General features: G+C 42.7%; 11 protein-coding genes. All 11 read right to left on the reverse strand.

Features of this window, described 5'->3' with window-relative positions:
* Window positions 1-15: 15 nt before the first annotated feature.
* The gene (locus D8793_RS00920; RefSeq protein ID WP_125370913.1) at window positions 16-1,146 is read right to left on the reverse strand and encodes an ABC transporter ATP-binding protein; all 1,131 of its coding nucleotides are present in this window, start codon (window positions 1,144-1,146) and stop codon (window positions 16-18) included.
* A gap of 156 nt (window positions 1,147-1,302) precedes the next feature.
* Window positions 1,303-2,586, reverse strand: a complete 1,284-nt coding sequence (locus D8793_RS00925; protein WP_125370912.1) for a response regulator transcription factor — start codon at window positions 2,584-2,586, stop codon at window positions 1,303-1,305.
* A gap of 7 nt (window positions 2,587-2,593) precedes the next feature.
* Complete coding sequence (locus D8793_RS00930) at window positions 2,594-4,237, reverse strand: sensor histidine kinase (RefSeq protein ID WP_125370911.1); 1,644 nt, start codon at window positions 4,235-4,237, stop codon at window positions 2,594-2,596.
* Complete coding sequence (locus D8793_RS00935; protein ID WP_005592124.1) at window positions 4,234-4,854, reverse strand: DUF624 domain-containing protein; 621 nt, start codon at window positions 4,852-4,854, stop codon at window positions 4,234-4,236. Before D8793_RS00935 ends, D8793_RS00930 begins: the two co-directional genes overlap by 4 nt.
* A gap of 135 nt (window positions 4,855-4,989) precedes the next feature.
* Window positions 4,990-6,471, reverse strand: a complete 1,482-nt coding sequence (locus D8793_RS00940) for an ABC transporter substrate-binding protein (protein ID WP_005591629.1) — start codon at window positions 6,469-6,471, stop codon at window positions 4,990-4,992.
* Window positions 6,472-6,561: 90 nt separating this feature from the next.
* On the reverse strand, window positions 6,562-7,494 hold the full coding sequence (locus D8793_RS00945) for a carbohydrate ABC transporter permease (RefSeq protein ID WP_005591628.1): 933 nt from the start codon (window positions 7,492-7,494) through the stop codon (window positions 6,562-6,564).
* A 12-nt stretch (window positions 7,495-7,506) separates the two neighbouring features.
* Window positions 7,507-8,427 carry an ABC transporter permease gene (locus D8793_RS00950; RefSeq protein ID WP_125370909.1) on the reverse strand — a complete coding sequence of 307 codons (921 nt, stop codon included), beginning with the start codon at window positions 8,425-8,427 and terminating at the stop codon, window positions 7,507-7,509.
* Window positions 8,428-8,594: 167 nt separating this feature from the next.
* Window positions 8,595-10,478 carry a beta-N-acetylhexosaminidase gene (locus D8793_RS00955; protein ID WP_125370908.1) on the reverse strand — a complete coding sequence of 628 codons (1,884 nt, stop codon included), beginning with the start codon at window positions 10,476-10,478 and terminating at the stop codon, window positions 8,595-8,597.
* On the reverse strand, window positions 10,463-11,341 hold the full coding sequence (locus tag D8793_RS00960) for an ROK family protein (RefSeq protein WP_125370907.1): 879 nt from the start codon (window positions 11,339-11,341) through the stop codon (window positions 10,463-10,465). Before D8793_RS00960 ends, D8793_RS00955 begins: the two co-directional genes overlap by 16 nt.
* A gap of 94 nt (window positions 11,342-11,435) precedes the next feature.
* Window positions 11,436-14,075: an alpha-mannosidase gene (locus tag D8793_RS00965; RefSeq protein ID WP_125370906.1), complete on the reverse strand. Its 2,640-nt coding sequence runs from the start codon at window positions 14,073-14,075 to the stop codon at window positions 11,436-11,438.
* Window positions 14,076-14,097: 22 nt separating this feature from the next.
* Window positions 14,098-15,387, reverse strand: coding sequence for a glycoside hydrolase family 125 protein (locus tag D8793_RS00970; RefSeq protein ID WP_125370905.1), 1,290 nt, complete (start codon window positions 15,385-15,387; stop codon window positions 14,098-14,100).
* Window positions 15,388-15,526: the final 139 nt, after the last annotated feature.

Below are 15,526 nucleotides of genomic sequence, written 5' to 3' on the forward strand. Positions count from 1 at the left end.
CATTATTTTTATCGATTAATAAACTGTTTTCTCTGTTTCAAAATCAAAGAAATGCGCCTTGTTCAGGTCAAAGCCAAGGTCAATCCCTTCACCTGTTTCTGAGTAGTCACGAGCATCTACCCGCGCGATAAACTCACTGTCGCCAACTTGGCAGTAAAGGTGAGACTCAGAACCCAAAAGCTCAGAGACAGAAATAGTCGCATGGACCACAGAATCTGGGAAGGTCTCTAAGAAGGCAGGTTCTGTATTAATGTCTTCTGGACGAATACCAAAGATCAACTTCTTGCCGTCATAACCCTTCTCACGCAGAACCTTTAGTGTTCCTTCTGGCACGGTCAAACGCAAGCCAGAAGCAACGATTTCATTCCCCTCAAGTGTCACAGTGATAAAGTTCATCGCTGGGCTGCCAATGAAGCCCGCCACAAACTTGTTGACTGGATTTCTGTAGACTTCTTGTGGGCTACCGATTTGTTCTACTCGACCAATGGTTCCAGTTCCAGCAGGATTCTTGGTTGCTGACATGATAACAATGCGGTCAGCCAGCGTCATCGCTTCTGTCTGGTCGTGGGTAACATAAATGGTTGTTGCTCCGATACGGCGATGGATTTTGGCAATCTCAGCACGCATGGACACCCGCAGCTTCGCATCCAAGTTTGACAAAGGCTCGTCCATTAGGAAAACCTTTGCATCACGCACGATAGCGCGACCCATGGCGACACGCTGACGTTGACCACCTGACAAGTCCGCTGGCTTGCGATCCAAGAATTCTTTCAAACCAAGGATTTCAGCTGCTTCTTGCACCCGCTTGTCGATATCTTCCTTGCTGTACTTGCGCAGTTTCAATCCGAAAGCCATGTTGTCGTAGACTGTCATGTGTGGATAGAGGGCATAGTTCTGGAAGACCATAGCAATATCGCGGTCTTTCGGCGCCACGTCATTGACCACTTTACCATCAATCGACGCTGTTCCTTCTGTGATATCCTCAAGACCCGCAATCATACGCAGCGTTGTGGATTTTCCGCATCCTGACGGACCAACGAAAACGATAAATTCCTTGTCCTTAATGTCCAAATTAAAGTCTTCAACAGAATAGTGCTCACTATTTGGATACTTCTTATAAATATTTTTTAGATTTAATTCAACCATAAGCTTCTCCTAACTCCTTTACCATATTGTAAGTTCTTTCTGCTTGATTATATCACGAATAGCAAGCCCTCACACTGACTCTTCTATATCTTTTTTTCTACTTTTTTTAGCATTCGATAAAAAAGAAATGGAGAGGTGGTCGCTTCATTGATTTCATCAGTCTACTTGCTTTCGATAGGCCTTAGGAGATTTGCCACATAACTTCCGAAAGACTTTATAAAAATATCCAACATTGCTATATCCAACTGCATAACAAACATCTTCTATACTGTCATTTTTTGCGAGCAGAAGCTGCTGGGCAGCCTTGATGCGCTGCTTATTTAGCAACTCTGCAAAAGTAGAATTCGTCTCACGCTTAATCAGCTGCCCTAAATAAACTGGATTGATATAGAGTTCTTTGCTGATATCTTTTAGGGATAAATCCTTTTGATAATCACGACCAATCACTTCCAAAACATTGGCAACATTCTCATTCATTCGATACTGGGCGAACAAATCTGAGAGCTGAGCCTTCAGATAATCCAATAAATCTTCGAAGGTATTCGTGCTTTCAATCTTTTTGATAATGGTTGTCATATCGTCTGGTTTCAAATGCTGAAACAGATGGTAAACATCCATGATAAACTGAATGAACAACTGCTTGGTAATTGAAACTTCAGGCGTATTTTGCAGCACGACATCTTTAAGCAAGTCCAATTCGTCCAAAATCTGACCAATATTTCCTTGGATAATCACGCGATACATGGGCTCATAGTAGCTAAAAAGCGGATTGGTTTCTTGCAAGCTAACCGTTCCATAAAAAAGAGTTTTTTCTAGATTGAGCTTGAAATTCTGAAGTTGTCGTTTATAGGGAGCTGTGAATTCTTCCAGATAGAGGGCTTCTTCCTTTTGCGAAGACAAAAACAAATAGCCAGTCTGTCCTAAAATACTATAAGGAACCGAAACTAGCCCTTTTTCTTGAGCAGCTGCTCCCAGCCAGACATTATCGAAGGATTTGAGATAAGTAGCTATCTCATCTTCACTTGTCTCTTCTTTAAAAATCAGCTCTAGTTGGTTATTGGAGGAACGGTCAAATTCCTTTTCCAATTTTTCTAGGATTGCTGCCAGTTCGACCTTATCGACTGGCTTTACCAGATAATCTGCCACCTGCAAATTGAGGGCCGTTTTGACATATTCAAATTCCTGATAGCCTGAGAGGATGATAAAAGCTGCATTAGGCAGGGAATTTTTCATCTGCTCAATCATCTGCAAGCCATTCATCCCTGGCATATTGACATCGGTGATGACTAAATCAACAGGATTGTTCTTAATATAGGCGAGGGCCGTCTCTGCATCATTTGCCGTAGCTACGACCTGCATCTTCCACTTTTCAAAAGGAATCAGCACTTTCAAGCCTTCTGTGATCATGTATTCATCATCGACTAGTAATACTCTGTACATCTTTTTTCTATTCATCCTTAATTTCTATAATGTAGGTTACTCCCTGATCCGTTTGAGATTTCAGTTGGATACTGTAGCGGTCACCAAAAAAGAGCAAGAAGCGTTCATGAATATTCCGAATACCAATAGATGTCCGCTGCTCTCGATTCTGAGCATCCATAAGCTCTCGGCTGGCTAGAATCTCTTGAATCTCAGCTAGACGTTCAGCTGGGATGCCTCGACCGTTGTCTTGGATCATCAGCCTTACAGCGCCGTCTATCTTTTGAGCTTTGACACTGATGACATTGTCCTGCCTGCGATAATCGATACCATGAGCAAAGTAATTTTCAATCAGCGGCTGAATACTGAACTTGGGAATCATCATTCCTTCTAAGCCTTCTTCAATTTTGAAACCATAGGCCACTGATTTGGGATGCCGAACCATGCAAAGATAGCTATATTTCCGGCAGAATTCCAATTCATTTTTCAAACTACTTCTGGATTCATCTGAGATATTATTTCTCAGCAGGCTGCTAAATTCGTAGATAATATCTGCCAACTCTTCCTGATGCTGCATGACCGCATACATCCTGATAAATTCCAAGGTGTTGTACATAAAATGAGGATTAATTTGCGCCTGCAAGGCCCTCATATTGGCATCTTTTTGACTGATCTCCAAGCGATAGATATCCCGAATACTCTTATCCATACTATCCAACATCGTGTTGGTCGTTGTCGCAATCAGAAGCAACTCCTGCTCCTTGGTCTCTGTCGCAATACGTTTCTGATTATCACCATCTGTGATGAGATGGAGCGTATCCACAATATCAACAACCTGCCTTTGGTAATTGAGAAAAATCCTCTGCAAAGCAGCATATAAAACTCCAACCAAAATCAAACCAGAAAAAATGATCAACCCAGTGCTGAAAACCGTCTTCTCTATCACATAATGCGCAGGCACTGCTGTCTGGACAGTGTAATTGTAGATAGTTTCTTTTTTGATCCAATCATTTTGGCCAATTCCTTTTGTATCACCAAAATGCAGAATTTCTTTTTTGTAAGGCGAAATGACACTGAGAGCGAGTGGGACATCGCCCCGCGTATTATCGACAACCTTGTTGAAGACTTCCCCATCAATTCGAATGTAAATCGTTCCGATGACTTGATCGACTGTCTTATCATAAATCGCAATTGGAAAGGCATCGCGCGCAGGTCTAAATTCCTCAGCAGGAAGCTGTTTGCCACCTCTCGCTTGCCTTGTGGAAACAAAAACAGTTTTGTAATCATTTAAAGCAATATCAATGCCTGTAACAAATTCATTTTCAACATAAATATCATTGATATTTTGGTGGAGGGATACTTGAACATAAGTAGGTACATCTGCCGATAAGCGCCAACTAGCATACTCAGAGGGACTCATGATAAAGTAGTTATAAACCCCGTCCAATTTTGCTCGATTTTCAACCAAACTTTGAGCCAGTTGATTCGCTCGGCGGTTATAATAATCCACCTCGTCAGCCAATCGAGTCACTGCTTGCTGCGCAATCTGCTCAGTTTCCTTATAACGACTGTGCCAATCAGAATAAGACAAAATGAGACCTAAACATCCCACAATAGCCACCATAATGACAGCATAAACTTTTAGTAACGAGTGGAGCCAAAATTTCTTCATGGTTTTTCTGTTATCAACTTAGACTGAATGGTTTGGTAAATTGGGTCTAGAACATCACTAACAAAAAAATGCCAAAGCCCAATAAAAGCAAAGAAGAGTAAAGCCGGCATAAAGTAGCTGGCAATCAATAGCAGGATTGTCCCTAATAAGAGTTTCAACATGGCTGAAATATTAAGAAAAACGCCAATCAAAGATAATTTCAAGCTATTTTTATAAGAAAACTCAAAAAAGACCTGCAATTTCAGATAGACTGCGTATACTGCTGGTGCCAAAAGCAAAAAGAGTAGATTTGCTATCGTCAATAAAAGGTAGAAAATAGTTTGGTGAGGAAGCTGGATAAGGAGATAAATCCCATAAGATAAAAGAGCCTGTACTACAAGCAAAGTGAAAAATACTTTGTTTGTAGCAAGGAAATTTTCTTTAAACAGATCCCACGCTTCTTTCCAGTGATATTTTTTATAGTCATAGCGATATTGCTGAAACAAAGTCATGAGCACACACCCCGCTGGAGCAAGTCCAAAAACAAGACCTCCACACAGAGCCAATACCCAAAAAATTGCGGATGCAAGCATAGCCATATAAACTCGTTGAAAAATCCACTCAACTAATTTTCCCATCGTTCTTCCTTTCTGCTGGTCAAATTTCCACACATTATAGAATTATAACACATTTTAACCGTTTACAAAAATTCCTGTTACTCCAAAAAAGAAAAATCCTCCCCAAAACGAGACGAGGAGGATTCATCATGTTGCTTATTTCTTAGAAGCAAGGAATTCGTCGTATTGTTTTTGCATTTCTTTCAATACTTTATCGTATGCTCCTTCAGATTTCAGTTTGTCCATCATCTTAGGAATTTCAACATCAGGATCAACTGTACCAGTGTTGATAGCAGTGTCGTATTCTTTCATTGTGTTCGTAATGCTAGATACTTCTGCTTTAACTGGGTCTACATTGAAGTTAAATCCAAGAGCAGGTGACTCTTGTGCTTCTGCAAGAATCTTCTTAGAATCTTCGATTTGCTGATCTGTTACGTTTTCATTGATGTAAAGAATCCAGTTGTTACCTGTGTTCCAGCCAGACATGTGGGTATTACCATTGTAGGCTTTCAAAGTACGAACGCGGTTTTCTTTACCTTCAACTTTTTCCCAGTTTTCGCCTTCTGGACCATATACAAGACCGTTCAGCAATTCAGGATTTGTGTTAAGCAAAGTCAACAATTCCATTGATTTTTCTTTGTTCTTAGAGTTGTTTGAGATAACGAAGTTCGCTACTTGAGTAGTTTGGCTCTTCTTGTAGTTCTTAGTCAGTTGGCTGATTTCGATCTTACGGTTAGCTACACGAGAAAGCAAGCTGTTACCGTAGTCAGCAGGTCCTACTGTTTCTTCGCGAACGAACCAAGAATCTTCAGACAATTGATAAGCTGTATCGCTAGTTGCTACGTCTTTTGGAATATAGCCAGCTTGATAGTACTTATGGATGGTTCTGAGGCTATCCAAGAAGCGAGGAACTTCGTAACGGTTTACAATCTTAGTTGTATCGCCTTCCAAGTCAATAACGAAAGGAAGTCCGTTAGTTACAGGATAATCGAAGTTATCAGATGGGATGAAGTTCTTACCAATAGCGAAAGGAACAACTTTTGGATCTTTTTCTTTAGCAGCTTTCAAAACTGGTTCCAAATCTTGGTAAGAATGGATATTTGAAATATCGCTGATACCATATTTTTCAAGAAGTGGTCCGTTGAAAGCAAAGTTTTGTGAAGAAGTTACATTGGCATTAACTGGAACAGCATAGATTTTACCGTTGACAGTGTTTCCTTTGATGTAAGCTGGGTCTAAAGAATCGTAAAGTTTTTTACCTTCTTTTTTGTAAAGCTCAGTCAAGTCAGCATAAGCACCTTTTTGGGCATTAATGACATAGTTTTGAGCGAAGGCGATATCGTAGTTTTCACCTGATGAAGTGATAACGTTCATTTTTTGTTCGTAGTCACCCCAACCGATGTATTCAATATCCAACTTAGCATCGATTTCTTTGCCGATAATCTTGTTAGCATTTTCGAGCAATTTGTCCAAATTATCTGGTTTATCACCGATTTGGTACATTTTGATAACCGTCTTACCATCATCCGTTTTAGATGACTTTTGGTTGTTACCAGTAAGACTACCGCAGCCTGCTAGGAGGCCTGAGAAAGCCAAGAAGCTAGCAGAAGCTAGAGCATATTTTTTCCAATTTTTCATAGAAAAATCTCCTTTTAATTTTTTATATACAAATTTAATAATGTGAGTTTTTAATGCTACCAGTAAAAACTCTGAGACTAAAGGGGCAGCTTATTCTTTGACGCCTCCGATAGTCAATCCCTTAACAAAGTAACGTTGGAAGAATGGATAGACGCAAGCGATTGGCAAGGTTGCAATTACGACCATGGCCATACGACCAGACTCTTTAGGTAGAGATCCTGTCAAGCCTGCAAGCTGAGCACTTGCTCCCGCACTCTTAGACAAGTAGTCCATATTTTGCTGAATCTTCATCAGCAAATATTGAAGGGGAACTAAGTTGTCACTGCGAATGTAGAGCAGGGCGTTAAACCAATCGTTCCAATAAGCGAGGGCAGTGAAGAGTGTGATTGTAGCGATACCTGGAAGAGATAGTGGCAAGCAAATTTGGAAGAAAATCCGAGTCTCACTGGCACCATCTATCTTAGCGGATTCAATAATCGCTTCTGGGATCGTTCTCTTGAAGAAAGTTCTCATCAAAATGATATTGAAAGGACTAAGCAGTAGCGGTAAAATCAAAGCCCACACTGTATCTCCTAAACCAAGCAAGTTGGTCATAACGATGTAAGTTGGAATCATCCCTGCTTGGAAGAGCATACTTGCCATTGCAAACAAGGTAAAGAAGCGTTTGAATTTAAAACTGCGGCGTGAGATGGCATAGGCATAAGTTGTTGTGAAGAAAACATTCAAACTAGTACCTACTATCGTAATCACTACTGTCACAAAGAGTGACTGCAAGAGCTGATCTTTCAAGCCAAATAAGAATTCATAACCCGCTAGACTAAACTGTGATGGCCAAAAGGCAAAACCATTATGAACCAAACTGCTTTCATCCGTCAGAGAGATAATAATGACAAAGAAGAAAGGTAGCACACAGGAAAGCGAGAAGATGGCAATCAAGATGTTAAAGAAAAAATCGGCTTTTTTGCTAAAGGAGTGAATTCCCACATTATCGACTTTTTCTTTTTGAATTTTTGGGGATTTCATAAGTTCCTCCTTCTAAAAGAGAGCAGATTCTTTATCAATTCTGCGGACAATCAGGTTGCTGACGATAACAAGGATACAGCCCACAACTGATTGATAGAGACCCGCAGCTGAAGCCATCCCGATATCACCTGTACCGGTCAATCCACGATAGACATAGGTATCCAAGACATTGGTTACGCTAAAGAGTGATCCTGAATTATGCGGAACAGTATAGAACAAGCCGAAGTCCGCGCGGAAGATGTTTCCGACTGCTAGAATGGTCAATACTGTGATAAGAGAAGCCAAAGATGGCAATGTGATATTCCGGATGCGCTGCCATTTTGTAGCACCGTCTACCGTTGCTGCCTCATAGTAAGTCGGATCAATACCCATGATACTCGCATAGTACAAAATACTACTGTAGCCTAATCCCTTCCAGATACCAATGAAAAGGATGAAGGCTGGCCAGAAGGAGACCACTGTGTAAAAGTTGATATTCGGATTGTGCAATAAATTGTTCAGCAAGCCCTTGCCAGGGTTCAAGAAAGCATCTACGAAGAAACTAATGATAACCCAAGAAAGGAAATACGGGAACAGCATGGTTGTCTGATAAATCTTTACCATCTTTTTCGAACGAAGTTCGCTAAAGATAATGGCAATTCCGACAGAGAAAATCAATCCTAAAATGATGAAACCACCATTATAAAGAATGGTATTTCGTGTAATCGTATAGGCATCCTTGGAATTAAATAAGAACTTGAAGTTATTGAATCCCACCCATTCACTGCTCATAATGCTATGGATGAATCCTTCACCACTTAGTTTAAAATTCTTAAATGCAACGACGTTTCCTAAAACTGGTATATAGAAGAACAAAACAAACCAAACAACTCCTGGTAAGACCATGAGCAAGAAAATAAAGTTTTCTTTCAGTGTTTTAATAACCTTATTCATTCAAATCTCCCTTTCTATTGTTTTGATATCGTTTTCATGTTTCTATTATATGCCTTTTTCTATTCTCATTTAAACTCCTAATTATAGAAAAAACTATACAAATTATTTATCTAATATACAGATAAAAAGTAGAACAGAGGCATGAAAACTATGATCAGACAAAATAATTACGTTGTGTAAATCGTTGATGCTGTAGCGATGGTATGCCACTGGTTGGCTGTTGTGGCTGCAAAGTTCTTGTCTCCATAAAAGTCATTGAAAGGCAAGATTTCTTGCTCTAATTCTTCTACAGAATCAAGCTGACCAGTCGTGTATTTCTCTAGGCGTTCCTGCGCCCGTTTGATCCGCTTGAGCAAGCCTCCAAAGCGGATATCAATGGTATCCAGTCCGAAAATTTTATTTTCTAGCTGCCATTGGCGACTGAATTGCTCGGCAAAGTCTTCCACTTTTTGATAGAACAAAGGCAAATCTTTCTCAGCTAGTTCTGCCAAGCGATCCTTGTCTCCTGCACGATAGGCTTCTTGAATGCCAGATGTGACGGCAATCTTCAAGGCCAAGAGCGCATTCAACTGAGCCTGAGTCTCAAAGAGATAACTATATTCACCAGCTTTGTGGCTGACTTCTTTCAAGGACTGAGCGGCAGCTTCAAAATGCTGGCCGTCCTCTTCAGGTCGGATATGGCGTTCCAGCAAAGGACAGAGAATATCTTGATAGAGGATATAACGATTTGGATTGATACCACTGAGGTTTTCTGGCAAGCCTGGCAATAGATTGGCCAAGTCTACTTTCATAAAATCATCAACATCAAGACCTGTGCTAACCAAGAAATGCTCGGCTAATTTATCTAAATCATTTCGATAAGCTAGTTCTGCCCAAATCTGTAGGGCAGGCAGGATAGAAAATTGAGAAGTTTCTCCACCGTTATCTCCCCAGCCAGTCACAATCACTTCCTTGACTTGATTTTGGCGGCAGGCTTTATTGGCTTCAAGAGCTACCAAGCGACTGAAATGATTGTGCGGTGTAAAGCCAATCCACTTCCAAGCACCGCCAGCAAAGGCAATGTCCTGACTGATTTTGTGATGATTTTGGAAGTTACGGTTGTATTTTTCCTCGCTATCCTGATAGTAATCCCAGTAAACCAAGGTCACACGGTCTTTGAGTTGATCCAGATAAACTCGAGTTTCCTCTGGAACTTCTACGTCACGGTCATACTGGCCATCTGCTGACATGAGCTTGAAGAACATATCGCTCCACATCTGACAGTGGAAACCGTACTTATCAGCGATATCCAGCACGCGCTCAAGATGTTGGCACATGAGGAGGCTACGGTTTTGGAAACCATGCTGAATCAAGTAGCGTCCGAGCCCAACCAAGTGGGCTTCGTCCATCCCGATATTTATCTTACGTGTGCGAAGCTGGGACATTGTCTTAAACATGCCTTCTATGAGGTTGTAGACCTTTTCTTCCCCGATCAATAAGATATCCTCCACATCTCGAAGTTCCTGCACTTCCTTGACACCCCATTTGACAAAAGCTGACAGATGGGCCAAGGTCTGGATACATGGTACAAAGGTCAAATCAAAATCTGCGGCATAAGCCTCAATCTCTTGCAATTCTGCAACAGTGTACCGGCCTCTGAAATAGCCAAAATAGGGCTGGTCTGCTATCTCATAGGTATCTTCCATGTAAAGTTCAAAAGTGGAATACCCCATCAAGGCCAAGACTTCAATCATTTTCTTAGCTGAGTTCATATTCAAGACAGCATTGCGAGAGCAGTCGGCCATATAGGCCAAGTCCTCATAGGCCGCTCTTTCCTCGATCTCCACCTCATCCTGCCCTGCTTTGAGAGCAGCAGATAAGAGGGCTAAAGCACGATAGAGCTGATGAGGCTTATGATAGCTGACTTGATAACGTCCCTGATGGCCTTCTACCTTGATTGAGACGGCTGAGCTAGGAACAAGACTGACTTCAATCTCCCCCAAGTTCAAATATTTTTCTAAGCGAGCAAGAGCCTTTTCTTGCTTGCTTGATAATCCTACAAATGTGGCCATTGGCCTTCCTCCTGTAACCAGTTTACTAAAGCGCCATAAAGATTAGCCTCCCCCTTGTAGGTACACGCTAAAATTTCTGGCACCACCGAATACTCTTCATAGCGGTCGACATAGTAAGCAATCGCTGAGCGGACACCTTGAATGAAGTCAGGATTTTGGCTGATGGAGCCGCCCAGACTAATCACATCTGGATCAATGAGATACTGGATATTAAGCAAACCTTGTGCAAGATTACGGTTCATCCGCTCGATGGCTTCTTGGCAAAGGGCATTTCCTGCCGCAGCTTCTTGGTAAATCTTGCGACCATCCCAGTCTGCCTGCCCTGATTTTTCAACCACGTAAGCTACCATGTTGCCAGTTGAGGCTAGTTGCGACCAGTTATTGAGTTTTTCAGCAGGCGCTAGGGTTGTCATATAGCCAAACTCCCCACCCAAACTGTGACGACCACGATGAAGCTTGCCATTGATAATCATAGCTCCGCCAATCCCAGTACCGATAACCACACAGGCTGCATTTTCCAGCTCGGGATGAGCCAGAAGTTCACTCAAACCAACACAGTTGGCATCATTTTCTAGATGGACTGGCAAACCATAAGAAGCCAGCTTATCATACCAGGAAAAACCGTGAATATAAGGAACAGCGCTAATCCCATCAATGACTCCTGTCTCTCGGTCAACCGCCCCAGGCACACTCATGGCAATGCCCTGGTAATCCCGCTTGGAAAGACAAGAATCCAGCCAAGCTAGCAAGGCATCTAAATTGTCTGGCGTAGCAATGTCTTGCTTTTCCAGTATCTCTCCTTCTTTGGACATAGCCGCAAACTTGATACCTGTACCGCCTATGTCAATTGTTGCAATAAGCATTTTTTCTCCTTTCTCTGTTTTATAGAACTTGAAAGGCAATAGGGCAAGGAACTAAATGTTCAAGTATTTAGTCCATTGCCCTAGCCTCCTCTTTTTAATCTTTTTTCAAGAGCTCTGTGCGAATTTCCTGTGGCCCTAAGATTCCATCCTTTTCTGGAAGCACTTCTTCCAAAAGGTTGACTAGGGTTTGGGAACCAGTTGTCACTTCTTGCTCCTCTTGGGTCATATTGTAGTAACGAAGGACGATTCCTGACTCGTCCTCCGCCACTTTAAGGGCTGTCGGACAAATTTCTGCTAGGTTCAAAACAGGGTGATCCAAGGCTTGTCCAGTCGCTGCAACAGTCCCTTCTTGTTTGGAAATTTGCAGAGCTGTCAACGGTGTTTGGAAGGCTTTGGCCCGACGATAAGCAGCAAATCGCTCTTGCGGTTGGTGGCATTCCACCGTGTACTCGACTTGGAAGTCACGCAGACACTGGGCTTCTGGCGTTGGGAAGTAGCCCCAGTCGCCCAGCTCACCTGTTGCTCGCAGAATCGTTACAGCAATCGTGTCATCACCTAAAATCTCGTATTCATTTAGACCTTTATTAGCAACTGTGACTGCTTTTTGGTCATCATAAAGACTGACGAAGGCTTGCTGGTGCTGTGGATTTTCTGGATTTTCCCATGAGGCAGCGGGTTGGTTGTTGCGGCGAACCACTTCGTAAATGCTGTCTGAATCGTTGGTTTTACTGCTGTTGTGAGTCCTGAAGAGAACACGGATGCGGTGATCCCTAGCGGTATTGGTAAAGCAAGTCTTAAAGCGCAATTGTGGGCTGTCCGCAAAGACTGTCAACTCAGTTGTCAAGATCATAGTTGTCAATTCTGACGAACGGCCTGCTGAGCGCTTCATAAACTCAACGATGCCCTTTTGTTCTTGATCCAACAGTTCATCTGCACTTACTGGCAAGGTCAATTCATGGCTTAATTCCACCTTGGCATAGCGGGCATTGTTTTCCAACACCTTAACGCCATCCAGTTTGGCATAGATTGGCTCTGTATTTTTTGGCTGGAAGTAGATATACTCATTTCCAATATCGCCCCGATCTTCAAAGCGGAGGAAGTCTTCATAGGCTTCATGGGTTGTCTTATCATAGACGGTCAAGTCTTCATCAAAGCTGATAGTCACAAATGGAGTATCAATCACGCCATTACGGTAGAGACTTTCATGCTCTTCTTTTGCACCAGGAAGCAATTGGAAGGTTTTCCAAGCCAGAGGTGCTAGATGAATCGGTAACGTCACGCGCAACTGACGAGCGATATAAGCCTGACGGAAGCGGTCTTTTGGAAGATCATATTGGAAATTAGCTCCCAAATCCTCGATTTTAGCTTCAACATAGCGGCCATCCAAATCCTTCACAATCAAGTCTGGAATTGTCAATTCTGCCATTCTCCGATAGGCCTCTGTCGGATGCGCTTCCTTGAAATCACAGGTCGCAAAGGTCACATCCACAGAAACGGTATCAATTTTGTCATGGAGTCCAGTATTGACAACGGTGAAGAGTAGGTCGCTCTCAGCTTGGCGGCTATCCAGCTTTTGCTTCCATTCTTCCAGCAGGTTGCCTTTGATAAATTTGCCCACTTGATTGACCTTGGCGAAGCGGGTCTCCATTTCGCGGTGAACTTCGTCGACACTGCAGCCGCAAATGCTGTCATGTGGAGCATTTTGCAAGAGGGTCTTCCAAGCATAAGTCAGCTGATCTTTGTGATTGTGACCGCCTGTGATAACAGTCAGCGGCTCAACCACCTGCTCTAGCAAGTTACTGTTTTCTTGGAAGGCCTGCTTCAGATAGATGCGGGCTGAAGAGGTATTAGCCAAAGTGTACCAACCGTCGGTTTCTTGGCTGGTCAATTCGCCTTGAACTGTTGACAGTTCCTCAGGCAGGGCCACTTCCACAGCTTGCATATAGTCATCAAAAGAACTGTGCACAAAGTTTGTTTCTGGATAAAGCTCATTGGCTACTCGGATGGCTTCGCTGAGGTCACGCTGAACTGGCTGGTGGTCACAGCCGTTCATCATCAGCCATTGATTAGTAGAGACATAGCTCTTCACATCAGCTAATTTTTGCTCCCAAAAAATCTTCGCTTCTTCTGGATCTGTTGGGATTTCATTCCCATTGCTGTACCAGTTGGCAAAGAGGATTCCTAGCACTTTACTGCCATCGGCACCTTGCCAGTACATTTCAGAGTACTGAGAAGTGAATTGCTCGTCCTCCAAGACTTGGTTGTCAAAACCGATCGGCTTAACCCCACGGCCGAAAGCAGCTATGTGAATACCGGATTGCTGCAAAAGCTGAGGCGCCTGCCCCATATTCCCAAAAGTATCTGGGAAATAACCAATCTGAGTGGACTTACCCCACTTCTTGCACTCCTGCTGACCAATCAAGGTGTTGCGGACATTGGCTTCGCTGGAAATCAAATAATCATCCTGCAGGATATAGAAAGGTCCGATTTTCAGCTTACCTTCATCAATGTAGCGCTGCAATTTATCCCGATTTTCAGGACGGATTTCCAGATAATCATCCAAGACAATGGTTTGCCCGTCTAAGTGGAAGCTTTTGAATTCTGGATCATTTTCAAACAAATCAAAGAGATTGTCAAAAAGCTCGACCAGCTGCATACGGTGGGATTCAAAGGGGAGATACCATTCGCGATCCCAGTGGCTGTGAGAAATGATATGTACAGTAATATTTTCCATTTTTGTTCCTCTATTGTTAATTCTATACCTCAATTTTTAAATCATAATAATCTAATACCAGTTCGCAGAACATCATGTTGGCCCAGCTGAACCATTCGCGAGAATACTTAGTCGGGTCGTCCACATGGAAGCTTTCGTGCATAACACCTGTACCACCATCGCAGGCCACGAGCAAGTCCAAAATTCGACGTTTTTCTTCCTTATCGTGCGTGGTCAATCCTTGAATGGCTAGGGCAATCGGCCAAATATAACGGTAGAAGGTGTGTGAGCTACCAAGTCCCGCAGCATATTTACCCTCGTAATAGTAAGGATTTTCTGGGCTTAGAATGGTGCGGCGTGTCGCTTGGTAGACTTCGTCGTCAATTGAGCAAAAGCCTAGATAAGGCGCTGCCAAAAGGCTTGGTACATTCGGATCGTCCATAATGCTGGCATTCCCCAGACCGTCCACCTCAAAAGCGTAAATCTTTTCGCCCTTGGCATTTTGAGTATAGGCGTGGTTTTCAATTCCTTCCTTGATTTCCTTTTGCAGGCGCTGCGCATGCGGAACGATCTCCTCAGCACCCTCTAAATTCAATTTTTCAAAGATTTCTGCCACATAGCCCAAGACAACTGTTGCAAACATATTCGACGGTACTAGATAGCTGTATATACAAGCATCATCACTTGGACGGAAGGCCGACCAAGTCATGCCTGTCACTGCAAAGTCAGGGCCTTTCCCATCATTGACCAAGGTATCTTCCTTGCGATCCGTATCACGGACAAAGCGATAAGAAGACTGGTTGTGGTCCTGCTCGATCGTCCAAACTCGTAGAATTTCTTTAACACCAGCAACAAAGGTAGCGTCTAGATGACTCGTTTCCCCAGTCTCTTTCCACAAGAGATATGCCAGCTGCAGAGGATAGCAGAGAGAGTCCACTTCGTACTTGCGCTCCCAAATCCAACCAGACAAGTCTGTATGATCTGTCTCATGGTGACCTTTCCAGTTGTCAGCGATATTAAAGGCATTGGCATAAGGATCTTTGAGAATCAGCGTCATCTGGCGTTTGACCAAGCCAGCAATCGTTTGACGAATTTTTGGATCTTGCTTGGCTACAAAGAGGTAGGGCTTGAGCTGAGCAGTCGAATCCCGTAGCCACATAGCTGGAATATCGCCTGTCAGCACAAAAGTAGATCCATCTTCTAAGATTTCGACCGTGTTGTCCAAGGTATCCGTATAGCAACGCTCAAAAACAGAGACCCAAGTCGGATGATCTTGAGCTAACTGGGCGATAGACTCCAACCATTTCCCAACAATTTCTTTAGAATAAACCATATTCCTTCTCCTTTTTCATACTCGTTTACATTCTCTAGTATAGGCTAAACAGTTTTTAAAATATATACACAAACTAAAGGCCTTTCGATCATATATTTTTGCCTTGTCCGCTACTTCCTGATTCATGTTATAATCAAGA

The organism is Streptococcus cristatus (assembly GCF_003943465.1).
In the GTDB taxonomy this organism is placed as follows: domain Bacteria; phylum Bacillota; class Bacilli; order Lactobacillales; family Streptococcaceae; genus Streptococcus; species Streptococcus cristatus_C.

Bases quoted from the DNA above. Each gene is read 5' to 3' on its own strand.
- D8793_RS00920 (WP_125370913.1), bottom strand. From the start codon at position 1,146: ATGGTTGAATTAAATCTAAAAAATATTTATAAGAAGTATCCAAATAGT.
- D8793_RS00925 (WP_125370912.1), bottom strand. From the start codon at position 2,586: ATGTACAGAGTATTACTAGTCGATGATGAATACATGATCACAGAAGGC.
- D8793_RS00930 (WP_125370911.1), bottom strand. From the start codon at position 4,237: ATGAAGAAATTTTGGCTCCACTCGTTACTAAAAGTTTATGCTGTCATT.
- D8793_RS00935 (WP_005592124.1), bottom strand. From the start codon at position 4,854: ATGGGAAAATTAGTTGAGTGGATTTTTCAACGAGTTTATATGGCTATG.
- D8793_RS00940 (WP_005591629.1), bottom strand. From the start codon at position 6,471: ATGAAAAATTGGAAAAAATATGCTCTAGCTTCTGCTAGCTTCTTGGCT.
- D8793_RS00945 (WP_005591628.1), bottom strand. From the start codon at position 7,494: ATGAAATCCCCAAAAATTCAAAAAGAAAAAGTCGATAATGTGGGAATT.
- D8793_RS00950 (WP_125370909.1), bottom strand. From the start codon at position 8,427: ATGAATAAGGTTATTAAAACACTGAAAGAAAACTTTATTTTCTTGCTC.
- D8793_RS00955 (WP_125370908.1), bottom strand. From the start codon at position 10,478: ATGGCCACATTTGTAGGATTATCAAGCAAGCAAGAAAAGGCTCTTGCT.
- D8793_RS00960 (WP_125370907.1), bottom strand. From the start codon at position 11,341: ATGCTTATTGCAACAATTGACATAGGCGGTACAGGTATCAAGTTTGCG.
- D8793_RS00965 (WP_125370906.1), bottom strand. From the start codon at position 14,075: ATGGAAAATATTACTGTACATATCATTTCTCACAGCCACTGGGATCGC.
- D8793_RS00970 (WP_125370905.1), bottom strand. From the start codon at position 15,387: ATGGTTTATTCTAAAGAAATTGTTGGGAAATGGTTGGAGTCTATCGCC.